The sequence below is a fragment of the Thermaerobacillus caldiproteolyticus genome (assembly GCF_013761245.1).
GTDB lineage: Bacteria > Bacillota > Bacilli > Bacillales > Anoxybacillaceae > Thermaerobacillus > Thermaerobacillus caldiproteolyticus.
In genome coordinates this window covers 316,799-335,033 of sequence record NZ_JACDUT010000002.1, presented here as the reverse complement: position 1 = coordinate 335,033, position 18,235 = coordinate 316,799, and the positions used below count along the sequence as shown (strand labels likewise).

Sequence of the window (18,235 nt, the reverse complement as noted above, 5' to 3'; positions counted from 1 at the left end):
CGATTGAATGACAGACAAAAGTTCGATAAGATGTACGAATGATATTCAAAGGGAGAGGTATCTTTCGTCTCTTTCACAAATGAGGTGAAGTACATGCTCAGTATATTATTTCCATTAAAAATAAAAAAAGAGAAAACGATTGAACAAACAGTCGCTGAAATTCAGCGTGGAAATAAAACACTGCATAATCAATTAATTGATCAATATAAACCATTTATTGCAAAAACAGTTTCAAGTGTATGTAAACGATTTATTGGGGAGGGGGATGATGAATTAAGCATTGGGTTAATCGCTTTTAATGAAGCAATTGAGAAATACGCGTCTCACAAAGGGGGATCTTTCATTGCTTTTGCAGAACTGTTAATTAAACGACGTACCATTGATTATATTCGGAAAGAAGCAAAAGCAAGAAACATTATTATACATAAAGAGGAGGAAGAGGAATTAGCACAAACGTATTTAGACACGAAATTATCGATGGATGAGTTTTACAGGCAAATTGAGCAAGAGCAACGCCGTGAAGAAATCATCCATTATCAGAAAGTGCTAAAGGAATTTGGGCTCAGCTTTCAAGAGTTAGTCGAACAGTCACCGAAGCATAAAGATGCCCGTTTGAATGCTATGAAAGTCGCAAAGTTGTTAGTGGACAATGAAGAATTATGTGAAATGTTATTTAAGAAAAAACAATTGCCCATTAAACAATTGCAGACAAAGGCAGAAGTAAGCCGAAAAACCATTGAGAGAAATAGAAAATATATTATTGCAGTTGCCATTATTTTAGCGGGGGACTACGTCTATTTAAAAGATTATATAAAAGGGGTGCTTCTATCGTGAAAAAAGGGATTGTATTAGAAGTGGATGATGATTTTGTTACGCTATTGACCCCTGAAGGAGAGTTTGTTCAAGTAAAAAATGAACACGACTGCGAAATTGGAGAAGAAATTGAAGGAACGGTGATGGGGAAACCCATTGTTCGCCATCATTCGCTTCGATATGTAATTCTAAGTCTTGTGGCTGCATGTGTGCTTATTTTTGCTACATTGTTTCATCTTCCTTCAAATGAAGTGTATGCTTATATGTCCATTGATATTAATCCGAGCGTTGAAATTGGGGTCAATGAGCAGTTACAAGTGCTCAAAATACAAGCGTATAATCGGGAAGGAAAAGATATCGTGTCTCGTCTTTCCGATTGGAATAAAAAGAAATTTGTTGACGTTACCAGGGAAATTATTGAATTAAGCATGAAGAGAGGCTATTTACAAAAAGGGGGACAAGTGTTAATTGCCACCGTTGAAAAAGAACATCATCGTAATTCTTCACATGAACTATCAACAGAATTAACGAAAATTCAGCGGTCGTATCAACAAAAAAATATTGTGGTAAAAACTACAACAAGCACGATGGGGGTACGAAAGGAAGCTATAAAAAAAGGGATAACAACAGGAAAATTTTTGCAGATAGAAAAGAAAAAAGAAAAAAATGAAGGAGAGACAAAACAAAAAAGCGATACTCCTTTATTACAAAAATCTAAGCCCAATGCTCCTACAGAATCAAATCATAAAAAAGAAGAAAAGCAATTAAAAAAAGAATTGGAAAACCATTCTGAAAAACAGCTGACACCAAAACAATCGTTACACAAAAAGATAGAGGAAAAGGGATATTTATTAAAACAAGAAGAACGCTCATTTCAACCAGAGAAAAAAGAAAAAGTAATAAAACTAAGGGCAGAAAAACAGCAAAAGGAAGTGCGTCAAAAAGAAGAATATCGAAAGGAAGGACGCCAAAAGGAAGTATTTCAAAGAGAAGAATATCGAAAGGAAGGACACCAAAAGGGAGTATTTCAAAGAGAAGAATATCGAAAGGAAGGACGTCAAAAGGGAGTACGTCAAAAAGAAGAGCATCGAACGGAACAATGGCGATGAACACCTTTTTGTCCACTATTATAGAAGGAGCTTTTTGCTATAATTAAGAGTCAGGATGGTGGATTAAGTGAAATTATTAAGTAGCTTAAACGAGCAATGAATTTTAAATTTTTTTGCGCATGCGTATATGGAAATGACGGCTTATTGCTCTGCGGAAAGCTTGAATGGATTAGCTGATTTTTTCCGTTTCCAAGCGGAAGAAGAACACTTTCATGCGATGAAATTTTATCATTTTGTTATGCGTTAAGGGAGCGAGCATTATTGCATGACTTGACTCTCGAAACAACAACTTTGTTTCTTTGGTAGATTGTGTTGAAAAGCATTTATTGAAGAAAAAGAAGTGACAAAACGCATGTATCGGATATTATGTGGACGAACGTGAATATGCTGGGATCAATTTTTTTAAATTGCTTATTGTGGGATAAGACGAGGAAGGGGAAATATTTGGAATCCTCATTCAAAAGTTGAAATGAATTGAAAATGGCAGTCATACTCTATTTTATGCTTGATAGTAAATTGTGAAAAGAACGTTTACTCCGGATAGAAAATATACCATCACAATGAATGAAGAAAGAGGCTGTCCGAAAAAGGTGAAGCAGCCTCTGTAGATAAAGTTTTTATGAAAAAATTTAACGTCAAAAAGGCGTTGCTTTATACATACATTTGCGCGTAATCATTCTTTATGCAAAAAAGTGTTTTAAATGCAGCCATATTATTCAGTTTTTGAATGAGCAGAACCAGCAAATTGGCTTTGGGCTTGCGCAACCAAGCGCTTTGTAATCTCGCCGCCGACGGAACCATTGGAGCGAGAAGCGGTATTTGCCCCTAATTGTACACCAAACTCTTGAGCGATTTCATATTTTATTTGATCAAGGGCTTGTTCAATCCCTGGTACAAGCAATTTGTTACTTGTTCTTGCCATGTTTTATTCCTCCTTGTTTCATGATATGTCTTGCATCATTAGTATGAGAGAAAAAAAGCATTTGTATGATGGGAATTGAAGAAGGAGTTGTAAATTTATAGAAAGAAGATTGGCGAAAAATGATTGAAATCGTTTACATTTTCGGTTATAATCCAATCAAGAGAGCAATCCGAAACGTTTTGGAGGAAGAGCTGTGACAACGATTAAAGATATTGCTAAAGCTGCTGGAGTTTCGATTACAACAGTTTCAAGAGCATTGAATGGGTATTCTGATGTAAATGAAAAAACGAGACAAAAAATCATCGATATTGCTAAACAATTGAATTATAGTCCGAACACTCTTGCTCGCGGGCTTGTCATGAATAAATCCAAAACGATTGGCTTGCTTGTTTCTGGGTTGACTCGGGAAAGCGCTAAAGACAATTTTACGTTTGAAGTACTGGCAGGAGTTAACCAATATGTCGGTGAAGTGGATTATGACATGGTTTTATTCAGCACAACTTCCACGAAGCAGCGGGAAAAAACGTATACACAATTATGCCGTGAACGACGAGTGGATGGTGCAATTTTACAAGGAATTCGAGTCGATGATCCGTATTTGCAAGAAGTAGTTGAGAGCGATATTCCGTGTGTCCTCATCGACATCCCAATTGAATCAGAGACAGTAGGATATGTCACAACCGATAATGTTCTTGGGGCAAAAAAAGCTGTCCGACATTTAGTGGAGTTAGGCCACAAGTGTATTGCTATGATCAATGGCTATGAATATGCCTTTGTTAGTGAACAAAGGCTGAAAGGATTCAAAGAGGCGTTATTCGAAGCCGATTTACCGTTTTATGAGCATTGGGTGGCAAACGGTGCGTTTAAAGAAGAACAAGCGGAACAAGAAGCAATACGATTGTTGACAGAATATCCGGACATTACGGCATTTTTCTGTGCGAGCGATTTGATGGCATTAGGAGTTATGAAAGCGGTAAAACAGCTCGGCAAGCGAGTGCCAGACGATGTGGCCGTTATCGGATATGATGATATTATTCTTGCTTCTTATGCGACTCCAACGTTATCGACAATCGCCCAAAATAAATTTGCGATGGGCTATGAAGCGGCGAAATTGCTCATTCAAATGTTAGAAGGAAAGGCACAATCTCATGTTAGAATTTTGGAAACAGAATTAAAAATGCGCGAATCGACAGTTAAAAACCACAAATAGTGTGGTTTTTAACTGGCCAGCGATTCAAAACGTTTTGGAAGAGTTTTATCAAAAATCGAAAACGTTTTGGAGTAAAATTTCTCAAAATCCAAAACGTTTCGGTAACAGGAGGGTTTTAATGGGCTATCGTGTGATTAAAGAAAATGACGTATTTTTGCTGACAGATGAAAAAGGCAATATTCCGAAACATCATCCGTACGGGTTAGGATTGTATACAAAAGATACACGCTTTTTAAGTGAATTTGCGTTACGAATTAATGGGAAAGAGCCGATTTTATTATCTTCCGATGCCGCGGAAAATTATGTAGCGACGATTTTACTAACGAATCCACCGATTGAAAAAAATGGAGAAATTGTTTTATGGAGAGAATCGGTAGAGATCGAAAGAAAGCGCTTTATTTATGACGAGGTTCTTTATGAAACGATTAAGTTGAAAAATTATTTTCCAAAAAGTGTGGAATTCGAACTAAGTGTTCATGTTGATGCTGATTTTGCTGATATGTTCATTGTTCGGGGATTTCAGACAGGAAACGTAGGAATGCGGGTAGGTCAAACGATCGAAGGAAATGCATTAACATTTCATTATGAAGGAGCGGATGGGATCAAGCGAGCGACAAAAATTATTTGGGACCGCCAAGCAAAATCAGTGTCTGAAAAAGGAGAAATCGCCTTTTCCTTTTCTCTCGGCCATGCGGAAGAGCAAGCGGTCACACTCATGATTCACCCCCAAATTGGAAATGAAGCGGAAAGAGAAATGATGATGGATTGTGACGCGGCACTGGATCAGCTCAAATCTTCTTATATGGATTGGGAGAAACAGATTACAAAGATAACGACAGATTATGAGCCGCTCCAACGTCTTGTTGACCGGGGCATTAATGATTTGCGTGTGTTGTTGACTGATTTAGGATACGGTCAATTTCCGGTGGCTGGTCTTCCTTGGTTTGGAGTTCCATTCGGACGCGATAGCTTAATCGCGGCGTTACAAATGCTTCCGTTTAACCCGAAAGTTGCTAAAGGAACATTAGTCACCATGGCGCAATATCAGGGAAAACGTCTTGACCATTGGCGAGATGAACAGCCGGGAAAAATTATGCATGAATTGCGTTTTGGGGAGTTAGCGAATACGAACCAAATTCCGTTTACGCCGTATTACGGAACGATTGATGCAACACCGTTATTCCTTGTGTTGTTAACGGAATACGTGAAGTGGACGGGTGATAATGGCATCGTCTGTCAATTAAGAGAGCATATTGACGCAGCGCTTGAGTGGATCGATCAATATGGCGACCGTGATGGTGATGGATTTGTTGAGTATCATCAAGAATCAAGCAAGGGCATTGCGAATCAAGGATGGAAAGATTCCGGTGACTCGATTGTTCACCGCAATGGAGAGTATGCGAAATCGCCGATTGCGCTTGTAGAAGTACAAGGATATGTGTATCAAGCGAAGATGGGGCTGGCCGATATTTTTGAGCAGATGAACGAGCCGGAGCGAGCAGCAGAACTTCGACATCAAGCGAAAGAGTTAAAAGAAAAGTTTGATAAGGCATTTTGGATGGAAGATGTCCAGTTTTATGCGATTGCTTTAGATGGAGAGAAACAACAAGTGGGTACGATTACATCGAATCCGGGGCATGTCTTATTTGCTGATATGCTTGATAAAGATCGATGCAACGCTGTCATTGACATGTTACTGTCAGCAAAAATGTTTTCTGGATACGGTATTCGGACGATGGCTGAGGGAGAAGCCGGATACAATCCGATGAGCTACCATGATGGCAGTGTTTGGCCACATGATAATAGCCTCATTTTACTCGGGCTTAGTAAAGTAGGAAAACAGGATGCAGCACTTGTTGTGATGAATGGATTGATTGAAGCAGCAGCACATTTTGAATACAATCGCCTTCCAGAGCTATTCTGTGGATATGGCCGTTCGGCAGGTAAACCTGTCAAATATCCGGTTGCTTGCTCACCGCAAGCATGGGCAGCCGGAACGCCGCTTGTATTCATTCAAACGCTGTTAGGGCTATTTCCGAATAGTTTACGAAAAGAAATTCGCCTTTCACCAATATTGCTTGACTCGATGAAATTTTTAAAAGTCGAGAATATGGCGATTGGTGAAGGCCGGTTGTCGCTGACGGTGATTCGCCAAGGAGAAGATATGAAAGTAGAAATCCACGAAAACACGACAGGGTACGATGTGATCGTTTCCTAACAGGGGATAGGTTTTTCCCCTGTCTATATAAAATAACTAAGAAGGGAGTAGCGAGAAATGAAAAGAAAAAAGTGGCTAACAATGGTTGGAATTACGTCTGTATTAATGGGAAGCATGCTAGCGGGATGTGGGGGTGGAGATGAAAAGACGGCAGGTGAAGACACAAGTGGGGGAAAAGACGAAAAGATCGAAGTGACGCTTGCCGGTTGGGGTGGAAATCCAAGTGAACAAAAGCTATTGCAACAAACGCTAGATGAATTTGAAGCGAAACATCCCGATATTAAAGTCAAACTTGAAGTCATTTCGGAACAGTATATGGATGTCATTAAAACGCGCTTAATCGGCGGCGAAGGTCCAGACGTTTTTTATCTTGATGCATTTGAAGCTCCTGCTTTAATTGAAACGGGAGTACTAGAGCCGCTTGATAAATATGTCACCGATGATTTTGACATTAACGATTTCGAAAAGCCGTTACTCGATGCGTTTAAAGGAAAAGACGGAAAGATTTACGGCTTTCCGAAAGACTATTCGACATTAGCGTTATTTTACAACAAAAAAATGTTCCAAGAAGCGGGTGTCGATGTGCCGAAAACATGGGATGAGCTTCGCGAAGCAGCGAAGAAATTAACAAAAGGGACAAAAGTATACGGGCTTGGTGTTGCTCCTGAATTAGCGCGCCTATACTATATCGCCGAGTCAAAGGGAGGCAAAGTCGTAACCGATAATAAAGCGAGCTTTGCCGATCCAAAAGTGGTCGAAGCACTTCAACCGATTGTGGATATGCATTTGAAAGATAAATCAGCGGCTCAACCAAGTGAAGCAGGAGCCGGCTGGGGCGGCGAGATGTTCGGGCAAGGAAAAGCGGCAATGGTCATTGAAGGAAACTGGGCGATTCCATTTTTACAAGATACGTTCCCGAATTTAGAATATGGAACTGCAGAAATTCCAACGATTAACGGCAAAAAAGCGACAATGGCTTACACTGTTGCTTATGTGATGAACAAAGATTCAAAGAAAAAGAAAGCCGCATGGGAATTAATCTCATACTTAACGGGTAAAGAAGGAATGAAGACATGGACAAGTAAAGGATACGCACTACCGACAAGGAAGTCTGTTGCTGCAGAGTTAGGGTATGATAAAGATCCATTGCGTGGTCCGCTTGTTGCTGGTGCTTCTTATGCAACCGTATGGCAGAATGGAACGAACTTACCAATTATCATGAACAACTTTAATAACCAATTTGTAAGTGCTTTCTTAGGAGAACGTCCTTTAGATGAAGCGTTAAAAGAAGCACAAGAAACAGCGAATAAAGAAATTGAAAGCAAGTAATGTAATGTTCTGGTAGAAGGATTCCTTCTATCAGAGCGAAGCAATTGGGCTGTTCCCTTCTTTCTAGTAATGGCTATGTCCTTGCTAGAAAGAGGGGAATAGCTTAGTGAATTCTCTTTGGCAAAGGGAGAGGAATGAGATGAAACGAGCATTTTCGAAGAAAGAGTGGCGCGAAGCAGGTGCTGGCTATTTATTACTTTCACCAACGTTGTTTGTTTTGCTTTTGTTTATCATCGGTCCGATTGTATTTGCCATTTTTCTCGCATTTCATAAAGTACAATTGCTTGGGACAACAACATTTCAATTTGTAGGAATCGACAATTTCCAAAGAATGCTGGAGGATACACGGGCAAAAATTGCATTATGGAATACGGTGAAATACGTCATCATCGTTGTACCGTGTCAAACGATGTTAGCGCTCGTGTTAGCAGCGACGTTAAATGCAGGACTAAAAGGACAAAAATTTTTCCGGATTGTTTATTTTTTACCGACGCTCACTTCTTCAACGGTGTTAACGCTCATTTTTATGTGGATGTATAACCAAAACGGATTGATTAACCATTTTTTAAAAGCGATCGGTTTGCCGACGTATAACTGGTTAGGCGATCCAGACATAGCGCTTAACGCGATTATGGTCATGAACATTTGGTCAACAGCCCCGTTCTTTATGGTCATTTATTTAGCGGCATTGCAAGAGGTGCCTGATTCGCTTTATGAGGCAGCCGAACTTGATGGAGCGAATGCGTTACAAAAGTTTTGGTACGTAACAGTGCCATATTTACGGCCGGTCACATCGTTTGTTGTGATTATGGGATTGATTGGCACGTTCCAATTATTTGATCAGTCGTATATTTTCTCCTCTGGTTCGGGTGGGCCAAACAATTCGACATTAACGGTCGTTCTTCTCATTTACCAATATGCGTTTAAAACGTTAGGAACAATGGGATATGCAGCGGCACTGGCGTTTGCTTTAGCAATTATCATTTTAGTGGCGACGTTATTGCAACGGAAATTTTCAAAAGAAGAGTCTCTCTATTAAGGGGGGAAATGCAATGAAAAAGAAAGCTGGGATTGGAAAGGTTTTTCTGTATGTCATTCTTGTTGTCTACGCGGTGATTACGCTGATTCCGTTTTTATGGGCGCTGTCTTCTTCGTTTAAAACACTTGAAGAAATTGTTAGCGGAACGATTCATTTTATTCCAAAACACTTTACACTGGACAATTATAAACAAATTTTTATTGAGCAAAAAATGTTCCCGCGTTGGTTGTTCAATAGTGTTATCATTGCGGTAACTGTTACTTTGTTAAACTTATTGTTTAATTCGATGGCTGGCTATGCGTTAGCACGGTTGCAATTTCCCGGAAAGAAACCGTTGTTTATCATCATCTTGGCGGTATTAATGATTCCGGTACAAGTCACAATGATTCCGAACTATTTAATTTTAAAACAGCTTGGCTGGTTGAATTCTTATCAAGGGATGATTGTGCCGACGATGATCAATGCGACGTTTATTTTTATGATGCGGCAGTTTTTTATTAATTTTCCAAAAGAGCTAGAAGAAGCGGCAGCATTAGATGGGCTTAGCCGGCTCGGTATTTTTTTCCGGATTGTTTTGCCGCTCGCTCGTCCAGCATTAGCTGCACAAGCAATTTTTGTATTTATGGGTTCATGGAATGATTTTATGCGCCCGCTCATTATTCTTTCTGACCCGCAGCTCTTTACATTGCCGCTTGGCTTAAATAGCTTTAAAGGGCAATACATTAGCTACTGGAATTACATTATGGCGGCTTCAATGGTGTTTACATTGCCAGTATTAGTCATTTATGCGTTTTTCAATCGTTATTTTATTAAAGGAATTTCGTTTACAGGTAGTAAATGATGGAAAAACCTTGCCTTTTCCTAGGCGAGGTTTTTTGTGTTTCGAATGTAAAAGAGGAAAACGGAGATGATAAAAATGTGAAAAGATGAATAATAAACGATAAGGCAGGAATGGTAAATGGAATGGACAGAGAAGATGTCACAACAGATGAGCAGGGAACGAAAGGGGAATAACATTTCAGGCAAAGGATGGACCATTGCTTCCCTGGCCTCAATTCCGTTAGTCATGACGCTTGGAAACTCAATGCTGATTCCTGTATTGCCAACAATTGAAAAACAATTGCAGATTACTTCATTTCAGTCGAGTTTGCTCATTACTGTTTATTCTATTGTTGCGATTCTGTTAATTCCGATTGCTGGATATTTCAGTGATCGAATCGGACGAAAAAAGGTGATCATCCCTAGCTTATTCATTGCGGCAGCCGGGGGGATTATTTCCGGATGGGCATCATGGAAGATGAGTGAACCATATGGAATGATTCTCGTTGGGCGCATGCTGCAAGGGATAGGAGCAGCAGGAGCGTTCCCGATCGTATTACCGCTTGTCGGTGATTTGTTCAAAAAAGACAGTGAAGCCAGCAGTTGTTTAGGGACGATTGAAACCGCGAATACATTTGGAAAAGTGGCAAGTCCAATAGTAGGATCTGTGCTAGCTGGGATCATTTGGTTTTTGCTGTTTTTTGCATTTCCGTTGTTTTGCGCGATTTCAATTGTGATGATGATTTTTTTTGTGAAGTCTCCAACTAAAATGGAACAACCGCCGCCATTTCGCGAGTTTTTGCGCAATGTAAAAGCGATTTTTTATCGGGAAGGACGCTGGCTTTATGCCGTTTTTTTCATCGGGGGAGCTTTTATGTTCGTTTTATTCGGGGAGCTCTTTTTTTTATCGAGCATGCTAGAAGATGATTACGGGATTGATGGACTAAAAAAAGGATGGATATTAGCTATTCCGCTTGGCGCTCTTTGTGTGGCTTCCTTTATAACAGGAAAGAAAATAGGAAAAAATAAACGACTTATGAAATGGCTCATCGTTATTGGCGGAGTCATTGCTGCAGCGACGATTGCATTCGCATTTATGTTTCGGCAGCTTTGGTGGATGATAGCTCTTTTTTTTGTATCAGGTGTCGGCATTGGAATCGTGCTTCCTTGTTTAGATGCTTTGATTACGGAGGGAATTGAGAAAAAGGAGCGGGGGACGGTAACGTCGTTTTATAGTTCGATGCGGTTTATTGGTGTTGCAGCAGGACCGCCTGTTGCAGCACTGTTAATGAAACAAGCGACGAATACGATGTTTTATGGTTTTGCTGGATTATGCGTGCTGTCTAGCATCATCACATTGATGGCGATCAAACCTGAAAAAGAAGGAAGGGAAATAGGATGAAAGCTGTTACGTTTCAAGGCATAAAAGATGTGCAAGTGAAACAGATGCCAGCTCCATCGATTTTAAAGCCAGATGATATCATTGTGAAAATTACGAGCACCGCTATTTGCGGTTCTGACCTTCATCTTATTCATGGAATGATTCCAAATATGCCGCACGATTTTATTATCGGACATGAACCGATGGGAATCGTCGAGGAAGTTGGACCGAATGTGACGAAAGTGAAAAAATGCGACCGCGTCATTATTCCGTTTACGATCGCATGCGGCCGATGTTGGTATTGTCAGAACCATTTAGAAAGTCAATGTGATGCTTCGAATCCGAACGGGGAAACGGGGGCATATTTCGGTTATTCGGAAACATTCGGCGGCTATCCCGGAGGACAGGCGGAGTATTTGCGTGTGCCGTTCGCTAATTTTGCTCCGTTTGTTATTCCGGAAGATTGCGAATTGGAAGATGAGAAATTGCTATTTTTATCTGATATTATTCCGACGGCATTTTGGGGAGTTGATGAGGCAGGGGTAAAAGATGGCGATACAGTCGTGGTGTTAGGTTGCGGTCCGGTTGGATTGTTAACGCAAAAATTTGCTTGGATGAAAGGGGCAAAGCGGGTCATTGCTGTTGATTATATAGACTATCGATTGGAGCATGCACGAAAAACGAATCGAGTTGAAACGCTTGATTTTACACAATATGAAAATGTCGGAGAATATATAAAGGAAATTACTGGAGGCGGTGCAGATGTGGTAATTGACTGCGTCGGGTTAGACGGAAAAATGACCCCTCTTGAGATGCTTGGTTCAGCGTTAAAATTACAAGGTGGAGCGATGGGAGCCATTGTCATTGCGTCACAAGCCGTAAGAAAAGGCGGAACGATTCAGCTGGTCGGCGTATACGGTTCGCGATACAATCAATTTCCACTGGGGGATTTATTTGCTCGCAACATTACGGTAAAAATGGGACAGGCTCCAGTCATTCATTATATACCAACATTGTACGAATGGATTGTTGAAGGAAAGTTCGACCCGACCGATATCATCAGCCATCGCCTTCCATTAGACGAAGCAAAACATGCTTATGAAATTTTTGATGAAAAGAAAGATGGATGCATTAAAGTGGTCTTAAAGCCATAAGAAAAAGGGATACCTCTTTATGAGGATATCCCTTTAATCTTGTCCGTAGCTTGTATCGATGCTCGGATGCATAAATGGAGCGGCTTGTGGTCGCCTTTTGGCTTCAAGTAGCTCGCGATTTTCCTCGGTGTTCCAACCGATGTCATTCGTTGGATGCACCCACTCGTTGCCAGACATAATGCTAGGATCGGTTTCATCGCTCCATTGATTGAGCGGTGAGTTTGGTGAATTGTATTTGCTGTCGCCAATCACAACCCCGTATTTGTTAATAAACGGCGGCTGCATTTTAATGCCCGTTCCTTTGAAGGAGGGAGCATGAATTTGATGCGGCTGGGTCTCATCGAGAATCGGTGATTCAATTTCTTTTTCGTTGCGCAATGTGATCACCTCATTCGTAGTGTGACCGGATACGTCATCGGTTATGAATAAAAATGACGTCTTTTACGGAAAGTAATAAAAACGAAAAGGGGGATATCCGTGAAAAGTGACTCATTTCCTGTAGCGAATCTCCAAGAACAAGCTCTAAGAAAAGTACGAGAGCTAGAAAAGACGTTGCGAGAAGAAACAGGGGAAGAAATTGTCCTCATTGCGTATAAGCACAAAGCAGGTCTAAAAAAGTGAAACAAATAGGAAGGAGATAAAGTATGAAACGAAAAGTCGGATTTGATGCGGCGAAAAACAATAACAAAACGCCGAAAGAAAGTTTGCCTGATACGGAATTCGCGGCACAATATGCAGGTGAAGAAGATATGAGTCGCAGGGCGAACCGCAACTCGAAAAAAGGGCGGCAAGGAGAATGACAACCGATAAAACGAATCATCGTGAGACAGGACGCAACCGTAACGAAACTCGTGAGGAATTTGCGTTTGAGTTTGGAGATTTCAATGCCCATCAAATGATCCAGTTAATAGAAGAGACAAAACGGAAGAAAAAGAAAAAGTAGGGATGCCCCTACTTTTTTGTTGTTGCTTGAAACGCCGATAACGAAGCGGAAAAGATGATTGTTTGTAACTGAATAGGATCAAAATAAGCAATCATGACGGTTGGAATATGGCGAATTTCTTTTGTTTCGGCATAATGCTGTACATCAAGCGGAACAATTTCCATGACGGTATGTTTAAACAAATCTTTCTCGTTTAGTTGGAGTGAGACGAATTTTTCTCCTAACAATGCCGGTTCTTCTAACAGTTGGCGATAAAGGTTGGTGCGCAGCTCTTTATCTGTTTTTTCTTCCCACCATGGTTTGCGCGGTTTATGCTTTTGGTTGCGCAAATAGTCATATTTCATTAACGCTTCTACTGTCGGCAGTTCCTTTATATTTTTTGCCTGTAAAAATTCATGCAGGCGGCGGAATAAGTCTTCGAGTTGATGACCGATGCGCGCCCAGCCGCGTTCGTCCCAGTATGTGCCGAATTGCTGGAAGAAATCAAATGGTGTCGGAAATACATGGCTCACTAAATATTCAATTGTTTCATCCATACGGTGGGCGTTCCAATATTTTTCTAATACATCTTCCACTTGTTTGATGCGGATGATGTCATCGAAGGAAAGAACATTATTTTGCAACACTTCGTATGGAGCATGATCCATAAAAACATATCCGTGATCTGCGGCGCGAAGACGAAGACCGGTGCCGCGCAGCATTTTTAAAAAGCCAAGCTGCAATTCTTCCGGGCGAAGGGCAAATACGTCGTTAAATGTTTTGCGAAATGATGTGTAGTCTTCTTCTGGAAGCCCTGCGATTAAATCAAGGTGCTGGGCGATTTTTCCTCCTTCTTTTACCATTGTTACTGTACGAGTTAATTTTTCGAAATTTTGCTTGCGCATGACGAGCTTGTTTACTTCATCGTTTGTCGATTGAACGCCGATTTCAAAACGAAACAGTCCCGGAGGAGCTTCTTTATTTAAAAATTCAATGACTTCAGGGCGCATAATATCCGCTGTGATCTCAAACTGAAATACTGTTCCCGGAACGTGTTCTTCAATGAGAAATTGAAACATGTCCATCGCATAGCTGCGGCTAATGTTAAACGTTCGGTCGACGAACTTGATCGTTCGCGCCCCATGTTTCATTAAATAACGAATGTCGTCTTTCACTTTTTCACGGTCGAAATAGCGGACGCCGACTTCAATGGACGACAAACAAAATTGACAACTAAATGGACAGCCGCGGCTTGTCTCTACATACGTAATGCGTTTGGATAAATGAGGAATGTCTTCTGGAAAACGAAACGGTGATGGCATGTTTGCCAAATTGATTTTGTTTCGCTGTGGATTAATAATGATATTTCCATCTTGACGAAACGCCAACCCGTGGACAGCGGTGAAATCTTGCTCTCCATGCATTTGAAATAAAAATTGTTTGAACGTCTCTTCCCCTTCGCCAATGACAATAAAATCAAACTCGGGTACCTTTTCAAGCCACTCGCGCACATCATACGACACTTCAGGGCCGCCGACCACAATGGTAATGTCGGGGGCAATTTTTTTGAGCATTTTAATCACTTTAATTGTTTCTTCAATATTCCAAATATAGCAACTAAAACCAATGATATCAGGTTTTCGTTGGTAAAGATCGGTGACAATGTTCATGGCAGGGTCTTTAATGGTATATTCGACAATTTGGACATCAAATTCCGGTTGAGCGTATGCTTTTAAATAACGAATCGCTAAGTTGGTATGAATATACTTTGCATTTAGTGTAGTACAAATAATGTTCATACGTACAAACTCCTTCATCAGAGCATTTAAAAACAACATTTTAATATAACACATTTTAGACAAAAGAGAAATAAAAAAAACATTGTCGAATTGTGGGGATTTTTATTCCAAAAGGTGTAGAAGGAGTAAATGTTTTGATGAAGAATATATAATGATTGATAGTTGTTGGAGAAGGAGGGAAGATAGATGGCGAATAACAGCCTTTCTCCCCGTGAAGAACAAGACTTGATGATTAATGTAAAATCATTAGAGGAAGAAAACAGACGTTTAAAAGAACAATTAAATGGATACTCCATTATTTTTGAACGGTCACTGGATGCGATTGTGATTTTTAATAAAAATGGTGAGTTTGTTGAAGTAAATGAGGCAGCTTGTCAGCTCTTTGAAATGGAGAAGGAGGAGCTTCTTGGGAAACAGTTTCATATGTTCCTTGACTTAGTCCCTCCTGATATTTTGTTATTTCAGCAATCGATGTTACATAAATTCGGCTCATTTAGTGATGAGCTGCTTTTGAAGTTGAAGAATGGAAAAATCAAGCACATTGAGTTTTCAATGAAAAAGGATGCCTTTAACGAGTTTGATTTAGTGATTATGCGTGACATTTCCGCTCGCAAAGCATTAGAGCGAGAGCGGATTATTAATGAGTTTCTCTTTAAAGATGTATTTAACCGCGCTGTGGATGGGATTGTGATTTTTGATGAATTCGGGCGGTTTATTGATGTAAACCCTGCTTTTTGCATAAGCTTAAATTTAGAAAAAGCGAAATTATTGAGTTTGTCGTTTCAGCAATTTATCGCGAAAGAGTGTACGGATGATTTTGTCAAACTTCTGGTTGAATTGAAAGAAAAGGGAACAGCGAAAGGGGAACTGTCGTTAGTTCGCTTCGACGGCACAGTGAAAATGTTTGAACTAACGACAACGTCGAACGTCTACAGTGGTTTTTACATGGCGATTATGCGCGATGTCACAGAAAAGAAAAATATGGAAATTAAGCTTCAAAAAAGCGAGGAACGGTTTCGTGCGATTTTTGAACAAGCTCATGAAGCGATTCTCATCTGGAACAATCACGGTCATATTTTAAATGCGAATCCAGCAGCAAGCCGAACGTTTGAACTTCCACTTAATCTGCTTGTTCGGAAAAACTTGCTTGATTTTGTCGACTATAGTGACAAAAAAGTACGCCATGTGTTTGAACAGTTCCAAAAAACGGGAGAAATTCGTGATGAATTGACGTTCCATATGCCGAACGGGGAAGATAAGCAACTTGAGTTTACGATGAAACAAGGTGTTATTGACGGTTATCATTTAACCATTTTCCGGAACGTAACTGAACGGAGAAAAATCGAAAAAGAATTACGGGAGAGCGAGCAAAAGTTTCGCAGTATTTTTGACCATGCCATGAACGGTATATTGTTATGGGGGGAAGGATATCGAATTTTGGATGTCAATCCGATAGCTTGCGAAATTTTTCAGGCACCGAAAGATCAACTGCTTTATCAATCGGTGATTCAGTTTATACCAGAAAAAGAACGGAAAAACTTTTATAAGCTCGTCAGCCAATGTGAGCGTTCAGGAGAGGCATATGCGGAAATGAACTTTCCAAGCGGGGAAGAGGAGCAAAAAATTATTGAATTTTCACTGAAAAAAGAAATTATCCCCGGTGTTGGAATGATGACACTTCGAGATATTACGGAGCGAAAAGAGATGGAATTGCAGCTGCGGAAATCCGATACTCTCAACGTCGTCGGCGAGCTTGCGGCAGGAATTGCTCATGAGATTCGCAATCCGATGACTGCGTTAAAAGGCTTTATTCAGTTGTTGCAAGGAAGCATTAAGGAAGACTACTCCATGTACTTCAATGTCATCATGTCTGAACTGAAACGAATTGAATCCATTATTACTGAATTCCTTGTCCTCGCTAAGCCGCAAGCGATTCAATATCAACAAAATGATGTTTGCAAAATTATGAGAGACACCATTGATTTAATTAGCGCTCAAGCCATGATGCATAATGTACAAATTATCGCGGAATTCGAAGAAAATATCCCATTCATTTATTGTGAACCAAACCAGCTCAAACAAGTGTTCATTAATATATTGAAAAATGCTATTGAAGTAATGCCAAAAGGCGGGGATATTAACGTTAATATTCAAAAAACGGCTGGAAATCAAATTTGCATTTCAATTAGGGATCAGGGCTGTGGAATTCCACAAGACAAGATTAAAAAACTCGGTGAACCTTTCTATACGACAAAAGAACGTGGTACTGGACTCGGTTTGATGGTAAGCTATAAAATTATTGAGGAGCATCAAGGGAAAATTGATGTGGAAAGTCAAGTCGGCGTCGGAACTACATTTCATATTACATTGCCGATCGAACGAATCGAGAAAGAGGATGAAGATGAAGCGGGAGTACAATGTGTATAGATCGAGAGAACTAGGTCTTATTTACGTTATATCAGACGGAGAAGCGATCGTCAATGTCGAGCTATTTGAAGATGAATGGAAAAAGCTATGTCGCCAATACGAAATGGTCAAAAGCGATTCCTTATTGCTTCAAGAGGCGCTGGGGCAGCTGGATGAATATTTTCATGGAAAAAGAAAAACGTTCCAGTTGCCTGTTAAATGGAAAGGGACACCTTTTCAAGAGCAAGTATGGCAAGCGCTTTGTGATATTCCATATGGCACAACCGTAAGCTATAGCGATATTGCTGAAAAAATTGGTCGTCCGAAAGCAGTAAGGGCGGTAGGCCAAGCGAATCGTGCTAATGAGCTTGCGATTATAGTTCCGTGCCATCGTGTCATCGGAAAAGACCGTTCGTTAACTGGATATGCAGGAAACCGAACGGACGTGAAGGAAAGGCTGCTGTTGCTCGAAGAGCGATATCGGGCGATAGAAGGGAATAAAAAAACTAGAAGCGATCATCGCTTCTAGTTTTTCTGCTCAATGATAAGAAGTATAATAAATTTGAACCGCTGCATAGCTTCAGCGCCTTGTTCTCTTGCGTCAAATAGCTGCATTGGCTTCGAGAGAAAATCAAGGCGCTTCCGCTTTTCTTAGTCGTGCAATGTAACAATCACATGCAGCGTTCCTTTTTCCGCGATCGTAACAGGAACGAGAATTGCTTTTTGAAACCCTTTCATGCTCGCTTCTCCAATCAGTAATGTCGGCGGGGTGATATCCATCGTCATTTCTCGCTTTGACGCATATGTCACTAAATGTCCAGCAATCATATTGCCAAGCTCACATGTAAACGATTCAAGCATATCGCCCTCTAACGTCATGCCGTACATAAGCTCGCTAATTTGTGCGAAAAGGTTGCTCGTTCCGCCGATAACTAGCTGTCCCTGAATTTGTCCCGTCATTCCAATGAGAACGGATAAGGAAGATTGAATCGAATGAGTGTTGTATAATGTCGGTTTTTGAATTTCGACCCCCGTTGGAATGACTGTTTTAATTGATTCGATTGCACTGTTTAAGATGTGAGTTATCGTTGTTGTTGTTGCTGTCATATTTTTC

General features: G+C 40.4%; 19 protein-coding genes. 15 read left to right on the top strand and 4 right to left on the bottom strand.

The features are described 5' to 3' along the window. The first annotated feature begins 84 nt into the window (after positions 1–84). From sigI to HNR31_RS19235, 3 genes are all read left to right on the top strand, one after another. Positions 85–834 (top strand): RNA polymerase sigma factor SigI, encoded by a 750-nt coding sequence (sigI, locus tag HNR31_RS05195; protein WP_228485608.1) that lies wholly within the window; start codon positions 85–87, stop codon positions 832–834. Continuing rightward, complete coding sequence (locus HNR31_RS05190) at positions 831–1,922, top strand: anti-sigma factor domain-containing protein (RefSeq protein WP_181555199.1); 1,092 nt, start codon at positions 831–833, stop codon at positions 1,920–1,922. The genes sigI and HNR31_RS05190 overlap by 4 nt, the downstream gene beginning before the upstream one ends. A gap of 127 nt (positions 1,923–2,049) precedes the next feature. Then, complete coding sequence (locus HNR31_RS19235; protein ID WP_181555198.1) at positions 2,050–2,169, top strand: ferritin-like domain-containing protein; 120 nt, start codon at positions 2,050–2,052, stop codon at positions 2,167–2,169. A gap of 465 nt (positions 2,170–2,634) precedes the next feature. Here HNR31_RS19235 and HNR31_RS05180 read toward each other — a convergent pair whose 3' ends face one another. Next, complete coding sequence (locus HNR31_RS05180) at positions 2,635–2,844, bottom strand: alpha/beta-type small acid-soluble spore protein (protein WP_181555197.1); 210 nt, start codon at positions 2,842–2,844, stop codon at positions 2,635–2,637. A 193-nt stretch (positions 2,845–3,037) separates the two neighbouring features. Between HNR31_RS05180 and HNR31_RS05175 the strand changes: the two genes are divergently transcribed. The 7 genes from HNR31_RS05175 (at position 3,038) to HNR31_RS05145 (ending at position 11,994) form a co-directional block, all read left to right on the top strand. Beyond that, a complete protein-coding gene (locus HNR31_RS05175; RefSeq protein WP_181555196.1) occupies positions 3,038–4,054 on the top strand; it encodes a LacI family DNA-binding transcriptional regulator in 1,017 nt (338 codons plus the stop codon). A 118-nt stretch (positions 4,055–4,172) separates the two neighbouring features. After that, positions 4,173–6,272 (top strand): amylo-alpha-1,6-glucosidase, encoded by a 2,100-nt coding sequence (locus HNR31_RS05170; RefSeq protein ID WP_181555195.1) that lies wholly within the window; start codon positions 4,173–4,175, stop codon positions 6,270–6,272. Positions 6,273–6,329: 57 nt separating this feature from the next. Beyond that, positions 6,330–7,601, top strand: a complete 1,272-nt coding sequence (locus HNR31_RS05165; protein ID WP_181555194.1) for an ABC transporter substrate-binding protein — start codon at positions 6,330–6,332, stop codon at positions 7,599–7,601. 139 nt (positions 7,602–7,740) lie between these two features. After that, the gene (locus tag HNR31_RS05160) at positions 7,741–8,640 is read left to right on the top strand and encodes a carbohydrate ABC transporter permease (protein ID WP_181555193.1); all 900 of its coding nucleotides are present in this window, start codon (positions 7,741–7,743) and stop codon (positions 8,638–8,640) included. A gap of 13 nt (positions 8,641–8,653) precedes the next feature. Then, entirely contained in the window at positions 8,654–9,481 is an 828-nt protein-coding gene (locus HNR31_RS05155) for a carbohydrate ABC transporter permease (protein ID WP_181555192.1), read from the top strand. Positions 9,482–9,598: 117 nt separating this feature from the next. Then, positions 9,599–10,861, top strand: coding sequence for an MFS transporter (locus tag HNR31_RS05150; RefSeq protein ID WP_181555191.1), 1,263 nt, complete (start codon positions 9,599–9,601; stop codon positions 10,859–10,861). Then, positions 10,858–11,994, top strand: coding sequence for a zinc-dependent alcohol dehydrogenase (locus HNR31_RS05145; RefSeq protein ID WP_181555190.1), 1,137 nt, complete (start codon positions 10,858–10,860; stop codon positions 11,992–11,994). Before HNR31_RS05150 ends, HNR31_RS05145 begins: the two co-directional genes overlap by 4 nt. 33 nt (positions 11,995–12,027) lie before the next feature. Here the strand turns inward: HNR31_RS05145 and HNR31_RS05140 are convergent, their stop codons facing one another. Continuing rightward, positions 12,028–12,372: a DUF3905 domain-containing protein gene (locus HNR31_RS05140; RefSeq protein ID WP_181555189.1), complete on the bottom strand. Its 345-nt coding sequence runs from the start codon at positions 12,370–12,372 to the stop codon at positions 12,028–12,030. A 99-nt stretch (positions 12,373–12,471) separates the two neighbouring features. Between HNR31_RS05140 and HNR31_RS05135 the strand changes: the two genes are divergently transcribed. From HNR31_RS05135 to HNR31_RS05125, 3 genes are read left to right on the top strand one after another with little or no spacing between them, the layout of a single operon-like run. Next, complete coding sequence (locus tag HNR31_RS05135) at positions 12,472–12,615, top strand: hypothetical protein (RefSeq protein WP_181555188.1); 144 nt, start codon at positions 12,472–12,474, stop codon at positions 12,613–12,615. Positions 12,616–12,638: 23 nt separating this feature from the next. Beyond that, the gene (locus HNR31_RS05130) at positions 12,639–12,794 is read left to right on the top strand and encodes a hypothetical protein (protein ID WP_181555187.1); all 156 of its coding nucleotides are present in this window, start codon (positions 12,639–12,641) and stop codon (positions 12,792–12,794) included. Continuing rightward, entirely contained in the window at positions 12,791–12,937 is a 147-nt protein-coding gene (locus HNR31_RS05125) for a hypothetical protein (protein ID WP_181555186.1), read from the top strand. The genes HNR31_RS05130 and HNR31_RS05125 overlap by 4 nt, the downstream gene beginning before the upstream one ends. 8 nt (positions 12,938–12,945) lie before the next feature. Here the strand turns inward: HNR31_RS05125 and HNR31_RS05120 are convergent, their stop codons facing one another. Beyond that, complete coding sequence (locus HNR31_RS05120; protein WP_181555185.1) at positions 12,946–14,715, bottom strand: B12-binding domain-containing radical SAM protein; 1,770 nt, start codon at positions 14,713–14,715, stop codon at positions 12,946–12,948. A 186-nt stretch (positions 14,716–14,901) separates the two neighbouring features. On the opposite strand from HNR31_RS05120, the gene HNR31_RS05115 reads away from it, so the two are divergent. Further along, on the top strand, positions 14,902–17,142 hold the full coding sequence (locus tag HNR31_RS05115) for a PAS domain-containing sensor histidine kinase (RefSeq protein WP_181555184.1): 2,241 nt from the start codon (positions 14,902–14,904) through the stop codon (positions 17,140–17,142). Further along, on the top strand, positions 17,117–17,650 hold the full coding sequence (locus HNR31_RS05110) for a methylated-DNA--[protein]-cysteine S-methyltransferase (RefSeq protein WP_181555183.1): 534 nt from the start codon (positions 17,117–17,119) through the stop codon (positions 17,648–17,650). Before HNR31_RS05115 ends, HNR31_RS05110 begins: the two co-directional genes overlap by 26 nt. Before the next feature lie 122 nt (positions 17,651–17,772). Here HNR31_RS05110 and HNR31_RS05105 read toward each other — a convergent pair whose 3' ends face one another. Further along, on the bottom strand, positions 17,773–18,228 hold the full coding sequence (locus HNR31_RS05105; protein ID WP_181555182.1) for a chemotaxis protein CheX: 456 nt from the start codon (positions 18,226–18,228) through the stop codon (positions 17,773–17,775). Positions 18,229–18,235: the final 7 nt, after the last annotated feature.